This window comes from Brevibacterium sp. (assembly GCF_022712115.1).
In the GTDB taxonomy this organism is placed as follows: Bacteria; Actinomycetota; Actinomycetes; order Actinomycetales; family Brevibacteriaceae; genus Brevibacterium; species Brevibacterium salitolerans.
Genome location: NZ_JALAHB010000219.1, coordinates 39572 through 56378 on the forward strand (window position 1 = coordinate 39572; position 16807 = coordinate 56378).

The window sequence follows — 16807 nt, forward strand, 5'->3', positions numbered from 1 at the left end:
CACACGCCAGCCGCGTGTGCTACGCCGCGTAGAATGCTCTTGGCCGCCGTCCGCCCCTGTGCTCAAGGAGCCGTGTGCATTCCCTCACCGGACTCAGTCTGAAGAACCGTGCCCTCATCGCCCTGGTGACCGTGTGCGCCGCAGTGTTCGGCGTCATCGGGACGTCCAGCCTCAAGCAGGAGCTGTTCCCGGAGTTCGAGCTGCCGCAGGCCTTCATCTCCGCGCAGTACGAGGGCGCCACGCCCGAGGCCGTGGAGAGCGAGGTGACGGAGCCCCTCGAGTCTGCACTCACGGGAGTGGCGGAGGTCGAGTCCGTTCAGTCGACCTCGGCGGCGGGGTCCGCACAGCTCGTCGTCGAGACGGAGTACGGCACCAACTCCGATGACGTGGTCCGCTCCCTCCAGCGCGCCGTCTCCCAGGTGGAGGGCTCGCTGCCGGACGGGGTGGAGCCCCAGGTGCTCGCCGGCGGCCTCGCGGACTTCCCGGTCATGATGCTCACCGTCACCGGTGGCGAGGACGTCTCCGCCCTCGCCGCGGACATGCGCGACGTGGGCGTGCCGGAGCTGCAGGACGTGGACGGCGTCCGGAGCGTGGACGTCACCGGTGATCAGCCCATGCAGGTCTCCATCACCGCGCGTGAGGACGACCTCGAGGACGAGGGCGTGAGCATCGACGCGCTCTCCGGTCTGCTCCAGGCCAACGGCATCCCCTCGGCACCCGGCCAGCTGCGCACCTCGGAGGGCTCCGCGCCTGTGCAGGTGGGCAGCCGGCTGGAGTCCGTCGACCAGATCCGCGACCTCATCCTCACCGGCGCGGACGGCCCGGTGAAGGTGAGTGACGTCGCGGACGTGGAGCTCACGGAGGAGGCGGCCACCTCCGTCTCCCGCGCGGACGGCAAGGACGCGCTCAGCGTCATGATCATGAAGAAGCCGGACGGCAACACCGTCGACATCTCCCACGGCGTGAACGAGAAGCTCGACGAGATCGCCACCTCCCTGGGCTCCGACGTGCAGTTCACCACCGTCTTCGACCAGGCTCCGTTCGTGGAGCAGTCAATCGAGGACCTGCTGGTGGAGGGCCTGCTCGGCCTGGCGTTCGCGGTGCTCGTCATCCTCGTCTTCCTCCTCAGCGTCCGTGCCACGATCATCACGGCGATCTCCATCCCGGTCTCCCTGCTCATCACCATGATCGGCCTGTGGATGAGCGGGTACACCCTCAACATGCTCACCCTGGGCGCACTCACCATCAGCGTGGGCCGGGTGGTGGACGATTCGATCGTCGTCATCGAGGCGATCCGCCGCAGGCACTCCCTGGGCGGGGACAAGCTGGAGAACATCCGCGCCGCGGTCGCGGAGGTCGCCGGCGCCATCACGGCCTCCACCCTCACCACCGTGGCCGTGTTCCTGCCCATCGCCTTCGTGGGCGGGCAGGCCGGCGAGCTGTTCCGTCCGTTCGCGCTCACCGCCTCGCTCGCACTCCTGGCCTCCCTGTTCGTGGCGCTCACGATCGTGCCCGTGCTCGCCTACTGGTTCCTCTCCCGGAGGGGCAAGCTCGCCAAGCTCTCCGCGGAGCAGAAGCGCCGGTGGAAGACCGAGCGCTCCGGTCTCCTGCGCGAGTGGAAGGCGGAGCGGAAGGCCGCGCGCAGGCGCCCCGTCGACGCCGCGCACCCCTCCGGCCGCCGCGCCACCTCGGAGCTGCCGGTCGTGGGTCAGCACGCAGAGCCGGCGGAGCCCGAGGCGGCCGCACGGATCGACGAGCTCGACGCCATGCGCAGCCCGGTCACCCGCCTGCAGAAGACCTATGTGCCGGTGGTCGGCTGGACCACCCGGCATCCCGTCATCGTCCTCGCCGCCGCACTCGTGGTGTTCGTGGGCACGATGGCGATGACGCCGCTGCTGAAGACCGAGCTGTTCGGCGACACGGGCGAGGCCGTCGTCCAGATGACCCAGGAGTTCGGCCCGGAGGCGGACCTCGAGGAGGCCTCGGACGAGGCCCGCGAGGTCGAGGACCTGCTCGCGGACCAGCCCGGCGTCACCTCCAGCCTCGTCTCCATCTCCGGCGGCGGGGACATGATGAGCATGGGTGCCTCCGGCGGGCTCAGCGGCACGTACGTCGTCAACCTCGAAGAGGACGTGGACATCCCCTCGTTCGCGGCGCAGCTGCAGGACGAGGTCGACGCCCTGGACACGTCCGGCGAGATCGAGGTGCTCAGCGCGGGCACCATGCCCGGCGGCTCCACGGTGGACGTCAAGCTCACCTCCAACGACACCGGCCTGCTCGAGGAGTCCGCGGACTCCCTGGGCGCGGATCTGCGGGAGCTGGACGAGATCCAGACGGTCGCCGACGACATCTCCGCCGTGCAGCCGGTGGTGGAGGTCCGGATCGACCACGAGGCCGCTGCGGAGTACCAGCTCACGGAGGCCGGGATCGGCCAGGTCGTCTCGCGAGCGATGCGCGGTCAGCAGCTGGGCCAGGTGATCATCGACGACGTGGACCACAGCGTGCTCCTCTACGACGGCACCGTCGAGGATCTCGACGATCTGCGCAGCCTCGAGCTGCCCGGCGTCGAGACGGTCGAGGCGCCCGCACCCGAGGCCCCGGCCCCGGAGTCACCCGCGCCCGGTCCCGGCGGCCTCGGCGACGGCGGTGCCGGTGAGGGCGGCGAAGGCGCGGCGCCCGCCCCGCAGGTGCCCAGCGGGTCCGTCCAGCAGCCCACCACTGTGGAGCTGGACGAGGTCGCGGACGTCGAGGAGGTCACGACGGCTCCGACGATCACCCGCGTGGACGGCCTGCGCGCCGTCACCGTGAGCGCCACCCCGGCCGGCGACGACCTGGGCGCGGTGAGCACGGCGGTGCAGCAGGCGATCGACTCGGCGGACCTGCCGGACGGCGTGCAGGCGGAGATCGGCGGCGCCACGGCGGAGCAGGACGAGGCCTTCATGCAGATGGGCATCGCGATGCTCGCGGCGATCCTGCTGGTGTTCGTCATCATGGTCGCGACCTTCAAGTCGCTCATCCAGCCGTTCATCCTGCTGGTGTCCATCCCGTTCGCCGCGACCGGCTCGGTGGGCCTGCTGCTGCTCACGGACACCCCGCTGGGCATGACGGCGCTCATCGGCCTGCTCATGCTGATCGGCGTGGTGGTGACGAACGCGATCGTCCTCATCGACCTCATCAACCAGTTCCGCGGGCACGGGGCGGATCTGCGCACGGCGATCGTCCAGGGCGCCCGCCTGCGCTACCGGCCCATCATCATGACCGCGGCGGCGACGATCTTCGCCCTCACGCCCATGGCGCTGGGCGTCACCGGCGGCAGCGTGTTCATCTCGCAGCCGCTGGCGATCGTGGTGATCGGCGGACTCATCTCCTCGACGATCCTCACGCTCATCCTCGTGCCCGTGCTCTACCAGCTGGTGGAGGGTGCCAAGGAGCGCCGTGCGGAGAAGCGTGAGATCAAGGACTTCACGCGGGACCAGGCGGCCGCATGGCGGCCGGAACCTGCGATGGCAGGTGCTGCTGCGGCTGGTGCGGGGGCTGGTGCTGCTGCGGGTGCTGAGAGCTCGACTGCGCCCGGGGCGCCCTCGGCGGGCGCTGAGCCGGCGCGGCCGGACGCGGCGGACTCACCGGCCGGTCCGGATCCTGCGGGAGCCGGATCGGACACCGGTGAGGTCCGGCTGGCGGACTCCGGTGCCGAAGCCGTCCCCGAGGCGGGTGCCGAGTCCGCCGGGGCCGCCGGGGCCACAGCACGGTCCTCGCTCGAAGCAGGCGGTCCGGACGCGGATGAAGAGGCTCCGGCACGACCCGCTCGGGTGGAGCGCACCTTCAGCGACGAGGCGCTGCTCGCGGACGACGCACCGGCAGAGAGCGAGTCCGGCCACGTCGGCGAGGATCCCGAGGCGGAGGGTGACTCCGGCGACGCCGAGCCGGGGAAGCACTGAGGCCGTGACGCCTGAGCCGGTGGATCCGCTGCCGGAGCGGCGCCTGCCGCTGAGCCGGCGGCAGGTGATCGCGGAATCCCTCGTGGTCGCCGGCCTGTCGCTGGGGGAGTCCGCGGTCTACGCCGTGGTCCGGCTCATCGACATGCTCTCCCGCGCCCCGCTGGCGGAACAGGAGGCGAAGCTCAACACCTCCGCCTCGGAGCGCCCCTGGTTCGACCTCGTCTACCAGCTGCTGGGCAACGGATTCGCGCTCGTCCCCGTCGCCCTCGTGCTCGTGCTGCTGGGGCGCGACCGCCTGCTGCTGCGCGGCCTGCGCGCCGCGCCGTGTGCCTCACCGCTTCCGGAACCTCCGGGGGCCGGCGCGCAGATGCAGCTCCCGGGTGCGCAGTGCGCTGAGCAGGAGCCGGGAAGAGGGGCGGAGGCCGCCGAGGCCCACTCGCCTCCCGGAGTGCTCGCGCGGCTGGGGGTGACCCGGGCTCCGGGCCGGGACCTCGGGCGCGGGGTGCTGCTGTTCGTGCTGATGGGCGCGGGCACGCTGGGTGTGTACGCGGCCGGCCGGGCGCTGGGGATGACGGCGCAGATCCAGACGGACAACCTGGGCGCGCACTGGTGGACCGTGCCGGTGCTGCTGTTCGCCGCCGTGAAGAACAGCCTGCTGGAGGAGGTCCTCCTCATGGGCTACTTCCGCATCCGGCTGCACATGCTGGGGCTCTCCCCGTGGACGGTGATCGTGGTGCTCGCGGTGTTCCGCGGCAGCTACCACCTGTACCAGGGCGCGGGGCCGTTCGTGGGCAACGTGGCGATGGGCCTGGTCTTCGGCTGGTGCGCGCTGCGCTGGGAGCGCCGGCGGGGCGACACGATCATGCCCTTCGTCTGGGCACACCTTCTGCTCGACGCCGTGGGCTTCCTCGCCCCGGGAGTCCTGCACATGGTGGACGCGGGGTAGGCCCTCGACGGACGACACCCGCTTCTCGTCCTGGACGCCCGGAAACTGCCGGGTGCCCAGGACGAGAAGCGGGTGTCATGGGGCTGAACTCAAGGAGCCGTCACACGCGTGTGCCGTCTCGCACCGTTCGGGTCCGGCCCAGCTGCAGGCCGGTGTCGCGCGCCTGCGCGAAGAAGTCGTTGCCCTTGTCGTCCACGACCACGAAGGCGGGGAAGTCCTCCACCCGGATCCTCCACACCGCCTCCATCCCCAGATCCTCCATGTCGAGGACGGAGACCTCGGTGATGCAGTCCGCGGCCAGCCGTGCGGCCGGGCCTCCCACGGAGCCCAGGTAGAAGCCTCCGAACTCGCGGCACGCCTGCGTCACGGCCGCCGATCTGTTGCCCTTGGCGAGCATGACCAGGGAACCTCCGGCGGCCTGGAAGTCCCGGACGTAGGTGTCCATCCGCGCGGCGGTGGTGGGGCCGAACGACCCGCTGGGCATGCCCTCGGGGGTCTTCGCCGGTCCGGCGTAGTAGACGGGGTGGTCGCGGAAGTAGGCGGGCAGCTCCTCACCGGCCTCCAGCCGCTCCCGCAGCCGGGCATGGGCGATGTCCCGGGCGACGATCATCGTGCCGGTGAGGGACAGCCGGTCGCCGACGGCGCATGCGCTCAGACGCGCGCGGATCTCCTCCATGGGGAGGTCGAGGTCGATCGCGGTGACCTGACCTGACTCGATCTCCTCCGCCCGGCCCGCGGCGGGCAGGAAGCGGGCCGGATCGTGCTCGAGCTCCTCCAGGAAGACGCCCTCACGATCGATCCGCGCGACGATCTGGCGGTCGGCGGAGCAGCTCACCGCCAGGGCCACGGGCAGCGATCCGTTGTGCCGCGGCAGGCGGATCACGCGGACGTCGTGGCAGAAGTACTTGCCCCCGAACTGGGCGCCGAAGCCCAGATGGCGGGTGAGCTCCAGGACCTTCTCCTCGAACCGGGGATCCCGGATCCCGTGGCCGGTCTCCGCATCGCCGGTCTCCGGCAGCCCGTCGAGGTGGTGCGCACTGGCCAGCTTGGCCGTCTTGAGGGCGTGCTCCGCTGTGGTGCCGCCGATGACGACCGCCAGATGGTAGGGCGGACAGGCCGCCGTGCCCAGGGTCGCGATCTTCTCCGCCAGGAAGTCGAGCATCCGCTGCTCGTCGAGGATCGCCTTCGTCTCCTGGTACAGGAAGGACTTGTTCGCGCTGCCGCCGCCCTTCGCCATGAACAGGATCTCGTAGCCGTCCTCGGAGTCGAGCGCGATGTCGATCTGCGCGGGGAGGTTGGTGCCGGTGTTGACCTCCTCGAACACCCCCAGCGGCGCGAGCTGCGAATAGCGCAGATTCAGCTCCCGGTAGGCCGCCTCGACGCCCGTAGCAAGATGACGCGCATCCTCCCCGTCCGTGAGCACATCGACGCCGCGCTTGGCCGTGATGATCGCGGTCCCGGTGTCCTGGCACATCGGCAGCACCTCTCCCGCGGACACGCATGCGTTCTTCAGCAGGTCCAGGGCGACGAAGCGATCGTTCGCGCTCGCCTCGGGATCGTCGAGGATGCTGCGCAGGGAGGCCAGGTGGTCGGGACGCAGGAAGTGCGAGACCTCGGTGAACGCGCGCTTCGCGAGCTCGCTGAGCACCTGCGGCTCGATCTCCAGGAAGGTGCGCTCCCGTCCGGCGATCTCCGTCCGCCGCACCTGCACCCCCTCGCTGCCGAGGTGGCGCATGGGCCGGGTGCTGCGCCCCACGGGCAGCAGCTCGGCATGGTGCGCGGTGTCCTTCACAGGCTGTGTCATCTCCTCACACCGCCCCGTCCGCACGGAGCCTCTCGACGGCCGGGGCCGGGACGCCCAGCTCCGCCAGCAGGCCCTCCGTGTGCTGCCCGACCGCGGGGACCGGATCCATCCGGTAGTCGACGCCGTCCATCCCCACCGGCGGCAGGAGCATCTCGATCGGTCCCTCGGGAGTGCCTACCTCCTGCCAGCGGCCGCGAGCGACGAGCTGCGGATGTTCCGCGACCTCGGTCATGTCCCGCTGGCGGGCGTGGGCCACCTGCGCCGTACCCAGACGCCGCTCGCACTCCGCGACGTCCATCTCCGCGAAGGCCGCTTCGATGAGGGACTCCAGCTCCGGGCGGTGGGCGTAGCGATGCGCGGCACGGTCGAAACGGGGGTCCGTCGCCAGCTGCGGGTCCTCCAGCACTGTCGCGCAGAAGCGCTGCCACTCCCGTTCGTTCTGGATCGCCAGCACGACCTGCCTGCCGTCCCCGCAGGTGAAGGTGCCGTACGGGGCGATGGCGGCGTGGGAGGTGCCCGCCCGTGTGGGCCGCGTGCCACCGTAGCGGGTGTAGTACAGCGGATACCCCATCCATTCGGCGAGCGAGTCGAAGAGGTTGACGTCCAGGGTGGCGCCGCTGCCCGTGCGCTCACGGCGGAAGAGGGCCGTGAGGATCCCGGAGTAGGCGTACATGCCGGCGGAGATGTCTGCGGTGGAGATGCCGGTCTTGGCCGGGAACTCCTCCGTGCCGGTCACGGAGACCAGACCCGCCTCGGACTGCACGAGGGCGTCGTAGGCCTTGGCGTCGCGGTACGGGCCCTCGGCGCCGTACCCGGAGACGGAGACGTGGATGAGGCGCGGGTTCCTGTGCCGCAGCCGTTCCGCGCCCAGCCCCAGCCGTTCGGCGGCGCCCGGCGCGAGGTTCTGCACGAAGACGTCCGCCTCCGCCAGCAGGGCGTCCATCACGGCGGCGGCATCCGGGTGCTTGAGATCGAGGGTGAGGCTCTCCTTGTTGCGGTTGATCCAGACGAAATGGCTGGACTGACCTCTCACCGTCGTGTCGTAGCCCCGTGCGAAGTCGCCCGTCCCCGGTCGCTCGACCTTGATCACCCGTGCTCCCAGATCGGCGAGCTGACGGGTGGCGAACGGCGCCGCCACCGCCTGCTCGAGGCTCACGACCGTGATGCCGGACAGCGGGAGCGCCTCGTCCGGGGTGTGCGCATCCGCCCGTGCGGGGTGGGCGTCCGAGCGCGCAGAGTGGGCGTCGCGCGAGCCTGTCGTGGACTCCGGGACGGGCGCGTCTTCGGGCGGTGGTGTGTGGGACGAGAGCACTGGGCCTCCGTGTCTGCTGGGTGGGGATTCCCGATGAGCATTCACAGGCATTGTCTCAGAAATGATGCATGATTCAAGATCGCACCTCCTCGCGGGGCGTCCGACGATGCCCGTATCAGAGGACTGCGGGGTTCTTCGCGGTCGCTTGTATATGATGTCGGCGGATGCGGTTCTCCAGCGTGGCCTCCCAGCTGCCCCGCGGGTGAGCCGGGCGCGCGCAGGACGACGGGGGCAGGACGATGAAGCCGGTGGAGACCAAGCGGGACGTCGTGGCCTCCGGCCTGCGCCGGCGGATCCTGGCCGGGGAGCTGGAGCGCGGCTCGCGGCTGCGCCAGGACGAGGTCGCCGGATGGTTCTCCTCCTCCATCACGCCTGTGAGGGAGGCCCTGCGACTGCTGGAGGCCGAGGGGCTCGTGACCTCCGAGGCGCATCGCGGCGTCCGCGTGGCCGGAGTGGACATGGACAACCTGAAGTCCCTCTACGTCACCCGCCGGCTCACGGAGACCTTTGCGATCAGACGTGCCGCGACGCGGATATCGCGGCATGAGCTGCGTGCGGCGCGGCGTCTGCTGGAGGAGCTGGACGAGGCATCTGCGGCGGGGGACTCCGCGGCGCGCAACTCCTTCAACGAGCAGTTCCACTTCTTCTTCTACGACCGCTGCGGGCTGCCGGGCCTGCGCAATCGCATCGAGGATCTCTGGCGTGCGTTCCCGTGGGACCTTGCGCTGGACAGCGGGGCGCGCTTCGACGAGGCCCACGGCGAGCACGAGGGGATCGTCGCGGCGGTGCATGAGGCCGATCCGGACAGGGCCGGCGAGCTGCTGGGCATCCACATACGCAACGGCTTCCTGCGGCTGGCGGAGGCTGCCGCGGGCGAGGCCGTGGCCGATCCGTTCGAGCTGGACGCGGACTGAGGCCCCGCCGGCCCACCGGGCCGTCACCGGACGCAGGGGCGTCTCCACCGGGGGGTCGTCTGTGACTTCGAGTGAGAGCGTCGCACGTCTGGGTCGTTTTCATACATGATCTGAAGAGTCATGTCTCATATGCCCTTCCTCTGTGTATAGTGGCGCAGGCGAGGGCACAGTCGTCCTTGCCGGTCGTGCTCAGCGGTGAGCCGATCGCGAAACCCCTTTCACCCCTGGAGACAACGATGTCCAGTCCGTCGTCGATGCGGAAGAACCCCTCTCTTCCGGGGCGAAGAGCCCGGTCGTCCCGCCGCAGGCCGCTCCGTGCGGTCTGCGCCGCGGCTGCCGTCCTGCTCGTGCTCTCCGGCTGCAATCCGGCCCGCAGCGGGGAGGCGGAGAACTACACGCTCAAGTTCTCCCACGTCACCACCGCGGAGACGCCCAAGGGCAGAGCCGCCGAGTTCTTCAAGAAGGAGCTCGAGGAGAGGTCGGGCGGGCGGATCACGGTGGAGCTCTATCCGAACTCGGAGCTCTACGGGGACAAGGACGAGATGCAGGCCATCCAGTCCGGCGCCGTGCAGATGCTCGCCCCCGCCAGCGCGAAGTTCACGACGGTGGCGCCCAGCCTGCAGGTCCTGGACCTGCCCTTCCTCTTCGACACCGCCGCGGACATCCCTGAGGTCGCCAGCCCGGAGACCGAGGTGGGCAAGGCGATCTACGCCAACGAGGATCTCGAGGCCAACGGCATGAAGGTGCTGGGTCTGTGGGACTCCGGGATGAAGCAGATCCATTCGAACAACAGGACGCTGGCGCCGGCGGACATGCGGGGCAAGAAGTACCGCATCCAGCCCTCCGACGTGCTGCGCACGCAGATCGAGGCCTGGGGCGGCATCCCCACTCCGCTGGCCTTCGCCGAGGTCTACAACGGCCTCCAGCAGGGCCTGCTGGACGGCGGGGAGAACACCTACTCCAACATCCAGTCCCAGAACATGCACACGGTGCAGAAGTACATCACCGAGCTGGACCACGGCTACATCGGCTACATCCTGGTCATCAACAGCGACTGGTACGAATCCATGCCCGCCGATCTCCAGCGGGTCCTCGAAGAGGTCGCCGCCGATTCCTCCGCGTACAACCGGGAGGAGTCCCAGAAGGTCAACGAGGAGTCCAAGGGGGTCATCGAGGAGGCCGGCACGACCGAGATCGTGATCCCCACCGAGGAGGAGCGGGAGGCATTCAAGGACGTGGTCGTCCCGAGCGAGTACGAGAAGTACCGCGACGTGATCGGTCCCGAGATCATCGACGAGCTCCTGGAGAGGCAGGGGGAGTCATGAGGATCCTCAAGTCCCTGGACAGCGGCCTGTCATGGATCGAGAACATCGTGGCCGCCGGCGCCCTGGCCTTCGCCTGCGGTCTGCAGATCGTCTCCGTGATCATGCGGAACCTGGGTGCCGGCGTCATCTTCTGGGCCGAGGAGGCGACGATCTACGCGATCATCTTCTCCACCTTCTTCGGCGCGGTCGTGGTGCTGCGCCACAACGAGCACGTCAACGTCGACATCCTCGCGGTGCTGCTGCACGGTCCGGCCAAGAAGGCCATCCTCCTCCTCGGGGCGCTGTGCACCGTGGTCTATGCCTTCTTCGTCGTATGGGTCTCCTGGGAGCTGATCGGCGAGCCCTTCTCCCGCACCACCCTCACCCCGGCGCTCAAGCTCCCGCTGTGGGTCGTCGAACTGTCGATCGCGGTGGGGATGACCCTGTTCCTCATCCGCGCCGTGGAGATGGCGGTCCGGGCGATCATCACTCCGGCGGAGCGTCTCGACAGGGACGTGCTGGCCGAGGAGGCCGCCGCAGCCGGTCTCGACGCCGATCTCGTGGAGGCCGGCCAGCGGGCGATCGCCAGCGGGGACGTCACGGTGGGCGGGCTGAGGGCCGGCACAGAGGGGCGCACCGACGATGCCGTCGGAGACGCGGAGTCCGAGGGAAGGGAGAAGCGCAATGGCTGAAGCGACCCTCGTCCTCCTCGTCGTCCTGCTCCTGACGCTGCTGAGCTCGGCGCCCATCGCCATCGCCCTAGGGCTCACGAGCCTCATGTACTTCTACTACTTCACGCTGATCCCCATGTCGCAGGTCTCGGAGCGGCTGTTCAACGCCCTCAACTCCTTCCCGCTCATGGCGATCCCGTTCTTCGTGCTGGCCGCCAACATCATGTCCCGCGGCGGCATCTCGAAGCGCCTCACCGACTTCGGCGCCTCTCTCGTGGGGCACCTGCGCGGAGGGCTGGCGATCACCGCCGTCCTCGCGTGCATGTTCTTCGCCGCCGTCTCCGGCTCCTCGCCGGCCACGGTCGTCGCCGTGGGCGCGATCCTCATCCCGGCGATGATCGCCAACGGCTACCCGAAGGAGTTCTCCACCGGACTGATCGCGACCTCGGGCTCCCTGGGCATCCTCATCCCGCCGTCGATCCCGCTCATCGTCTACGGCATCGCCACGGAGCAGAACATCGGGAACCTGTTCGTCGCCGGTGTGCTCCCGGGACTGATGGCGGGCCTCATGCTCATCGTCATGGTCGTGTTCGTCGCCTGGAAGCGCGGGTACGGCAGGGCAGGCAAGGAATTCAAGGCCTCGCCGCGCGAACGCCTGCGGTTCTTCCGCGATGCGATCCTGGCGCTGCTGCTCCCGGTCATCGTGCTCGGCGGCATCTACAGCGGCTTCTTCACCCCGACCGAGGCCAGCGCCGTCGCCGTCGCATACTCCCTCGTCGTCTCCCTGCTGATCTATCGGGAGCTCAAGCTCGGCGCGCTGTGGGACGTGCTGCTGAAGTCGGCGAGGACCTCCGCGATGGTCATGTTCATCATCGCCAACGGCATCCTCTTCACCTTCGTGCTGGCCAGCGAGAGGATCCCCGGCTCCATCTCGGAGGCGATCGGCGAGTGGGGTCTGGAGCCCTGGCAGTTCCTCGTCCTCGTGAATGTCCTGCTGCTGTTCGTGGGCTGTGTGATGGAGACGTCCTCGGCGATCCTGATCCTGGCGCCCATCCTGCTGCCGATCGCCCTGGAGCTGGGGATCGATCCGATCCACTTCGGCATCATCGTGGTGATGAACCTGGAGATCGGCATGATCACCCCGCCGCTCGGCCTCAACCTGTTCGTGGCCTCCGGGATGAGCGGGATGAGCGTGCTGCAGGTGGCCAAGGCCGCGATACCCTCGGCCCTGGTGCTGCTGCTGGCGCTGGCGATCGTGACGTTCGTGCCGTTCCTGTCCACCGCGCTCATCTAGCTCGCCGGGCGCCGGCCTCACCGCAACCGTCCGGCGCGGGGATGACACCCGCTTCTCGTCCTGGACGCCCAGTAGTCTTCGCAGACTTCCGGGTGCCAGGGACGAGAGGCGGGTGTCGAGCTGCTGTGAGGCAGGGGCGTTCACTCCTCCAGCGGCGCTCCGGGGTAGGTGCCGAACGACCAGAGGTTCCCCTCCGGGTCGCGGACCGTGAACTCCCTGCTGCCGTAGTCGGTGTCCCGCAGCGGAACGACGATCTCCGCTCCGCGTGCGAGGGCGCGTGCGCAGAGCGCGTCCGCATCCGCCGTCACCAGGTACGCCCCGGCAGTGCCGGGCGTCTGGGAGTACTCGCGCCCGGGCGCGTAGGTGCCGAGCATGACTCCGCCGGGTGCTTCCGGCCAGCGCAGCTCCGCGTGCGCCACGCGGCCGTCGTCCTCGTACCGCGCGGTGAGCACGAAGCCGAAGGCCTCCGTGCAGAAGTCGATGAGCGCTCCTGCGTCCACCGCCTGCAGAGTGTGGAAGAGCCCGGGGCTCGTGCGGTCTGTCGCCTGCATGGTCGTCGTCCTCCTCGGTTCGTCGTCCCGGCGGCCGCTGCGGGCCCACCGGTGCATCTGCTCCGTCAGTCTGCCGCCGCGCCGTGTCCGCCGTCTTGAATGTTTCGGAACTCCTCCGCCGCCCAGGCCCGAGGGGACAGCCCGCTGTGGCGGAGGAACTCCCGGCTGAGATGGGACTGGTCGCTGAAGCCGGCCTGCGCGGCGGCTGCCGCGAGATCGGTCCTGCCGGTCTCCGCCACCTGCCGGGCGATGAGCCGGGTGGCCCTTTCGAAGCGGATGAGACCGGCGACGCGTTTGGGGGAGAGGCCCACCTCCTGCACGAACAGCGTGCCCAGCCGTCGCGTGCTCAGCCCGGTGTCCGAGGCCAGCTCGCGCACGGACGCGCGTCCGCCGCTGCGTTCGAGCAGGTGCCAGGCCCGGCACAGCTCGGGCCGCACCGCCGGTGCGGAATCCGCGTGCGCGGTGCGGCTCGCGAGGAGCGCCTGCGCAGTGCGCGCGAACAGGTCCGCCCACGGGGAAGGCTCAGTGCGGCCTGCCGGTCCGACCGGTCCGCTCCCGCACGCCCTGCTGCCTGCCGGGTCAGCCTCCGCTGTCCGGTCACGGGCGGTCCCGCTCCCGCCGCCGCTGTCCCAGGCCTCGGCCAGCTGCTCCTGCAGCTCCACCGCCCAGCGCCCCAGCACCTCGGCGCCGTCGTACCCGCTCACGGGCAGAGCGGCCGCCGGCACCCCGAAGAGGGTCCGTGCGGCCAGCGGATGGACCGCGAGCTGGATGCCGCACTGTGCCCGCTCGCGGCGCACGTGGCTGGCGGTGGTGTGCAGGCCCGCGAGGAGGAGCGGATTGGGGCGGGCGGAGCGGGCCTCGGTCTCGGTCGCCCCCGCTTCGACCCCCTGGTCGAGGGAGACGATGAACGTGAGCCGTGAGGACGGCAGGCCGCGATGGACCGCGGACGGGGCGGCGGGGGAGCGATAGCCCACCATCGAGCTCACACCCGGCGCCATGCCGCGGGGAGCGGGGCGGATGCCGTCCGCTGCGGGATCCTGGGCCTGACCTGCCATGCGTCAGAGACTACGCCGGTGCCTCCACCCCGTCATCGCTGCGAGCGGGCGCGCATCCCGTCACCGGTGCGCGAGTCACCGGCGCGTGTGAGCGCATGGGCCGCGAGCGCTGCGCATGCCGCGGTCCAGGCCAGCGGGGCCACGGCAGAGGGCTCCCCGGAGGCCAGCACCTTCTCCGGGAAGCTGCCCGCAGGCGTGCGGTGCGCGGCCAGCCATTCGAGCTGTCGGGCGGCGCGCGCCCGGTGCGCGGCCTCCGCCGAGGTGGCGTTCGCCAGGGCGAACACCGCGGTCTCGGGCGTCCAGGAGACCCCGTCGTCCGCCCAGCGCTCGCCCGGGGTGATGCCGCCGGCCGGCTGGAGCAGGCGGGCCTCCGTCTCCGCGAGCGCGCGGCGCGCATTCTCCGGATCGGGCCAGGAGGCGAGGTAGGGCGGCAGCATGAAGCCCACGGCGGAGTCGGCATGGCGGCCGTGGGCGTGGCGCGGGAAGCCGTGCTCCGCGAACCGCTCCCGGATGTACTCGGTGAGCGCGGCCTCGGCGACGGCGCACTTCCGGGCGAGAGGGTCGTCGGCCGCGGCGAGCACGGGCTGGAGGCGCTGGAGCCCGGCGAGCGTGGGCGCCGCGACCCCCAGCGTCACCCGCCACTCGAAGACCTCCCAGTAGTCCGAGGAGACGGGCGGGCCTCCGCTGCGCGGGTTCAGCGCGGCGAGCATGGACGTCGCCAGTGAGGAGGCGAAGGCGGCATGGCGCCGGACGAAGGAGGCGCGCTCGGTGACGTCGAGGACCGCGTTCTCGTGTATCCAGCCGAGCGCCCAGGCCGCCCAGCCGAGGCCGTCGAACTGCGGGCTGCGGTCGTCCGGTGCGCCGCCGCCGCGGATGTCGTACCGGGCCTCGAACCAGCCCGCCTCCGTGCGGGGGGCCGCCGCCAGGTGCTCCAGCAGCGCGTCCGCGCGGGGCAGATCACCGGCCGCGGCGAATGCGGCCGCGGCATGGGCGGTGTCGCGCGGCCAGATGTGGCGCCACGCGCTCGTCCATCCGGCCGCTGTTGCGGGCAGCCCCTCGGTGAGGACGAAGAGATCCAGATAGGCGTTGCGGATGAGATCGGCATGGGGACTCGTGCGCGTCCACGGTGCGAGGGAGTCCAGCCAGTCCTCCTCCCGGCGCACCAGCAGGTGCGCGTTCTCCGCGTGTGCCTGCACCCTGGTGCCGGGGATGACCTGGTCCGGGGCGGAGACCGGTCCGCGGGCGTCGGCGGAGGTGAAGGCGACCGTGAGGGAGTGGAGCGGCCGCTCCGCGAGCGTGTCCGGTGCGGTGGGCAGCAGCTTCCGGGTGGCGAGTGTGCCGCCGGCGGTGAGCCCGAGGCCCAGTGCCGCCGCGACGAGCACGGAGCGACGAGGGAGAGCACGGGCGCGTGTGAGCCCTGAGGGTGGGGAGGCCTCGGCCGTGGACGGGTGCGGAACGCCGGGCGGGAAGGCTGCGGCGGAGATGCGCAGCACAGCCTCCCCCGTGTCCGATGGGGGAGTCGCGCCGTGCCCGGGTGCGCTCGGGTTCTCGGTGAGGGGAGCGGGCCGGTCCGCGGCCTGCGCCGCGGTGTCCGGCTCCATCAGAGTGTGACGAGACCCTTGGCTGTGTGGAACGTGACCGACATGAGGCCGGGAGCCCCGTGCGGCGCCGTCCAGTCGATGCTGATCTCCGGGATCGGCTTCTTCTCGTCCGTGCCGAGCCAGTCGCGCACGCGGTCGCGGTCGCCTGCGATCGTGATCTCAGCGATGGAGACGTCGTTGTCCGGTCCCAGCTGGGAGGGGTGCTGGCTGTGCGGGGAGAGCCAGTGGATGAAGTACGGCAGCTGCGGATCCGCGATGAGGCCCTTGACGCCGATCTGCTTCCAGACGACCTCCTCTTCCCCGGCGGGGGTGCGGTTGCCGTCCACGGCCTTGCGGCCCAGGCGCTCCTCCACGGCGGCGAGGTCGTCCACGCGGATCACCCAGCCCATCCAACCGCCGCCCAGCTCCGTGCGCGCGCGGACGGCCTGGCCGAAGGGGGTGGACAGCGTGGCGGGATGCTCCAGGGGCTCGACCACCTCGAGGTAGTGCCCCTGCGCCAGCGGAAAGATCAGGTTGCGGGTGCCGAACCGCGGGTGGACACCACCGTCGTAGGGCTCGATGCCGAGGGCGTCTGCGAGCCTGCCGGCGGTGGCCGCGAGTCCGTCGGGTTCGCTTGCGAAGGAGACGTGGTCGAGATGCATATGTGCAGAGTGTCACATTCGGCGGCGACGGGGCAGTGAGGCGAGCCTAAGTGTGAAGTGCGGGGGCGTGACGGAGCGGTGCGACGGTCGGCCTCCGGAGCGCGGCACCGCGTGCGCAACCGCGGAATGCGGGGCGCGCTCCGCAGGGCACCTTGACCTTCGTGTCAATGCACTGCGCCTCCGCTCCACACCGCTGCAGCGGTGCGAAACGGAGGCGCAGTTGTGTCTGCTGCGGAGGTGCCGCCCGCTCAGTGGCCCTCGGCCTTGAAGCGCTCGATCGACTCCGTGACGATCCGCTCGGCGTCCTCACGGCCGGCCCACTCGGAGCCCTTGACGAACTTGCCCTTCTCCAGGTCCTTGTAGCGGGTGAAGAAGTGCTCGATGGAGTCGAGCAGGTGCTGCTCCACATCGCTGACGTCCTGGATGTGGTCGAAGCGCGAGTCGCCGCCCAGCACCGCGAGGATCTTGTCGTCACCGCCGGCCTCGTCCTCCATCTTGAAGACGCCGATGGGGCGGGCGTCCACGAGGCAGCCGGGGAACACGGACTCGTGGAGGAGCACGAGCACGTCCAGCGGATCGCCGTCCTCGCCCAGGGTGTCCTCGAAGAAGCCGTAGTCCGTGGGGTACTGCATCGAGGTGAAGAGGTACCGGTCGAGCTTCACGCGGCCGGTCTCGTGGTCGACCTCGTACTTGTTCCGCGAGCCTGCCGGGATCTCGATCGTGGCGAGAAGTTCCATGGATTCTCCTTGGGATGCTGGGTGCGCACGCGCGAGTCG

13 protein-coding genes are annotated in these 16807 nt (G+C 70.4%); 6 read left to right on the plus strand and 7 right to left on the minus strand.

All coding sequences use genetic code 11. The annotated features are described in order from the left end of the window. Window positions 1–74: 74 nt before the first annotated feature. Both Q0A33_RS12965 and Q0A33_RS12970 read left to right on the plus strand, forming a co-directional pair. Window positions 75–3938, plus strand: coding sequence for an efflux RND transporter permease subunit (locus Q0A33_RS12965; RefSeq protein WP_291797462.1), 3864 nt, complete (start codon window positions 75–77; stop codon window positions 3936–3938). 28 nt (window positions 3939–3966) lie between these two features. Next, the gene (locus tag Q0A33_RS12970) at window positions 3967–4884 is read left to right on the plus strand and encodes a CPBP family intramembrane glutamic endopeptidase (protein WP_291797570.1); all 918 of its coding nucleotides are present in this window, start codon (window positions 3967–3969) and stop codon (window positions 4882–4884) included. A 100-nt stretch (window positions 4885–4984) separates the two neighbouring features. Here Q0A33_RS12970 and Q0A33_RS12975 read toward each other — a convergent pair whose 3' ends face one another. Together Q0A33_RS12975 and Q0A33_RS12980 are read right to left on the minus strand one after the other, a co-directional pair. Then, on the minus strand, window positions 4985–6688 hold the full coding sequence (locus Q0A33_RS12975; RefSeq protein ID WP_291797465.1) for a FumA C-terminus/TtdB family hydratase beta subunit: 1704 nt from the start codon (window positions 6686–6688) through the stop codon (window positions 4985–4987). A gap of 4 nt (window positions 6689–6692) precedes the next feature. Next, window positions 6693–8000, minus strand: a complete 1308-nt coding sequence (locus Q0A33_RS12980) for a CaiB/BaiF CoA-transferase family protein (RefSeq protein WP_291797468.1) — start codon at window positions 7998–8000, stop codon at window positions 6693–6695. A gap of 248 nt (window positions 8001–8248) precedes the next feature. Between Q0A33_RS12980 and Q0A33_RS12985 the strand changes: the two genes are divergently transcribed. The 4 genes from Q0A33_RS12985 (at window position 8249) to Q0A33_RS13000 (ending at window position 12183) form a co-directional block, all read left to right on the plus strand. Beyond that, complete coding sequence (locus Q0A33_RS12985; RefSeq protein WP_291797471.1) at window positions 8249–8914, plus strand: GntR family transcriptional regulator; 666 nt, start codon at window positions 8249–8251, stop codon at window positions 8912–8914. A gap of 236 nt (window positions 8915–9150) precedes the next feature. Beyond that, window positions 9151–10239, plus strand: a complete 1089-nt coding sequence (locus tag Q0A33_RS12990) for a DctP family TRAP transporter solute-binding subunit (RefSeq protein WP_291797473.1) — start codon at window positions 9151–9153, stop codon at window positions 10237–10239. Beyond that, window positions 10236–10910 carry a TRAP transporter small permease gene (locus tag Q0A33_RS12995; RefSeq protein WP_291797476.1) on the plus strand — a complete coding sequence of 225 codons (675 nt, stop codon included), beginning with the start codon at window positions 10236–10238 and terminating at the stop codon, window positions 10908–10910. Before Q0A33_RS12990 ends, Q0A33_RS12995 begins: the two co-directional genes overlap by 4 nt. Continuing rightward, complete coding sequence (locus Q0A33_RS13000; protein ID WP_291797479.1) at window positions 10903–12183, plus strand: TRAP transporter large permease subunit; 1281 nt, start codon at window positions 10903–10905, stop codon at window positions 12181–12183. The genes Q0A33_RS12995 and Q0A33_RS13000 overlap by 8 nt, the downstream gene beginning before the upstream one ends. A gap of 140 nt (window positions 12184–12323) precedes the next feature. On the opposite strand, the gene Q0A33_RS13005 is transcribed toward Q0A33_RS13000, so the two are convergent. From Q0A33_RS13005 to Q0A33_RS13025, 5 genes are all read right to left on the minus strand, one after another. Then, window positions 12324–12734 carry a VOC family protein gene (locus tag Q0A33_RS13005; RefSeq protein WP_291797483.1) on the minus strand — a complete coding sequence of 137 codons (411 nt, stop codon included), beginning with the start codon at window positions 12732–12734 and terminating at the stop codon, window positions 12324–12326. Window positions 12735–12799: 65 nt separating this feature from the next. Further along, window positions 12800–13789: a helix-turn-helix domain-containing protein gene (locus tag Q0A33_RS13010; RefSeq protein WP_291797486.1), complete on the minus strand. Its 990-nt coding sequence runs from the start codon at window positions 13787–13789 to the stop codon at window positions 12800–12802. A gap of 32 nt (window positions 13790–13821) precedes the next feature. Next, window positions 13822–15390 (minus strand): hypothetical protein, encoded by a 1569-nt coding sequence (locus Q0A33_RS13015; protein ID WP_291797489.1) that lies wholly within the window; start codon window positions 15388–15390, stop codon window positions 13822–13824. Next, a complete protein-coding gene (locus Q0A33_RS13020; protein ID WP_291797491.1) occupies window positions 15390–16031 on the minus strand; it encodes a VOC family protein in 642 nt (213 codons plus the stop codon). Before Q0A33_RS13020 ends, Q0A33_RS13015 begins: the two co-directional genes overlap by 1 nt. A gap of 248 nt (window positions 16032–16279) precedes the next feature. Then, on the minus strand, window positions 16280–16768 hold the full coding sequence (locus Q0A33_RS13025) for an inorganic diphosphatase (RefSeq protein ID WP_291797494.1): 489 nt from the start codon (window positions 16766–16768) through the stop codon (window positions 16280–16282). Window positions 16769–16807 lie beyond the last annotated feature (39 nt).

Bases quoted from the DNA above. Each gene is read 5' to 3' on its own strand.
- Q0A33_RS12975 (WP_291797465.1), bottom strand. From the start codon at position 6,688: ATGACACAGCCTGTGAAGGACACCGCGCACCATGCCGAGCTGCTGCCC.
- Q0A33_RS12990 (WP_291797473.1), top strand. From the start codon at position 9,151: ATGTCCAGTCCGTCGTCGATGCGGAAGAACCCCTCTCTTCCGGGGCGA.
- Q0A33_RS12995 (WP_291797476.1), top strand. From the start codon at position 10,236: ATGAGGATCCTCAAGTCCCTGGACAGCGGCCTGTCATGGATCGAGAAC.
- Q0A33_RS13000 (WP_291797479.1), top strand. From the start codon at position 10,903: ATGGCTGAAGCGACCCTCGTCCTCCTCGTCGTCCTGCTCCTGACGCTG.
- Q0A33_RS13005 (WP_291797483.1), bottom strand. From the start codon at position 12,734: ATGCAGGCGACAGACCGCACGAGCCCCGGGCTCTTCCACACTCTGCAG.
- Q0A33_RS13010 (WP_291797486.1), bottom strand. From the start codon at position 13,789: ATGGCAGGTCAGGCCCAGGATCCCGCAGCGGACGGCATCCGCCCCGCT.
- Q0A33_RS13015 (WP_291797489.1), bottom strand. From the start codon at position 15,390: ATGGAGCCGGACACCGCGGCGCAGGCCGCGGACCGGCCCGCTCCCCTC.
- Q0A33_RS13020 (WP_291797491.1), bottom strand. From the start codon at position 16,031: ATGCATCTCGACCACGTCTCCTTCGCAAGCGAACCCGACGGACTCGCG.
- Q0A33_RS13025 (WP_291797494.1), bottom strand. From the start codon at position 16,768: ATGGAACTTCTCGCCACGATCGAGATCCCGGCAGGCTCGCGGAACAAG.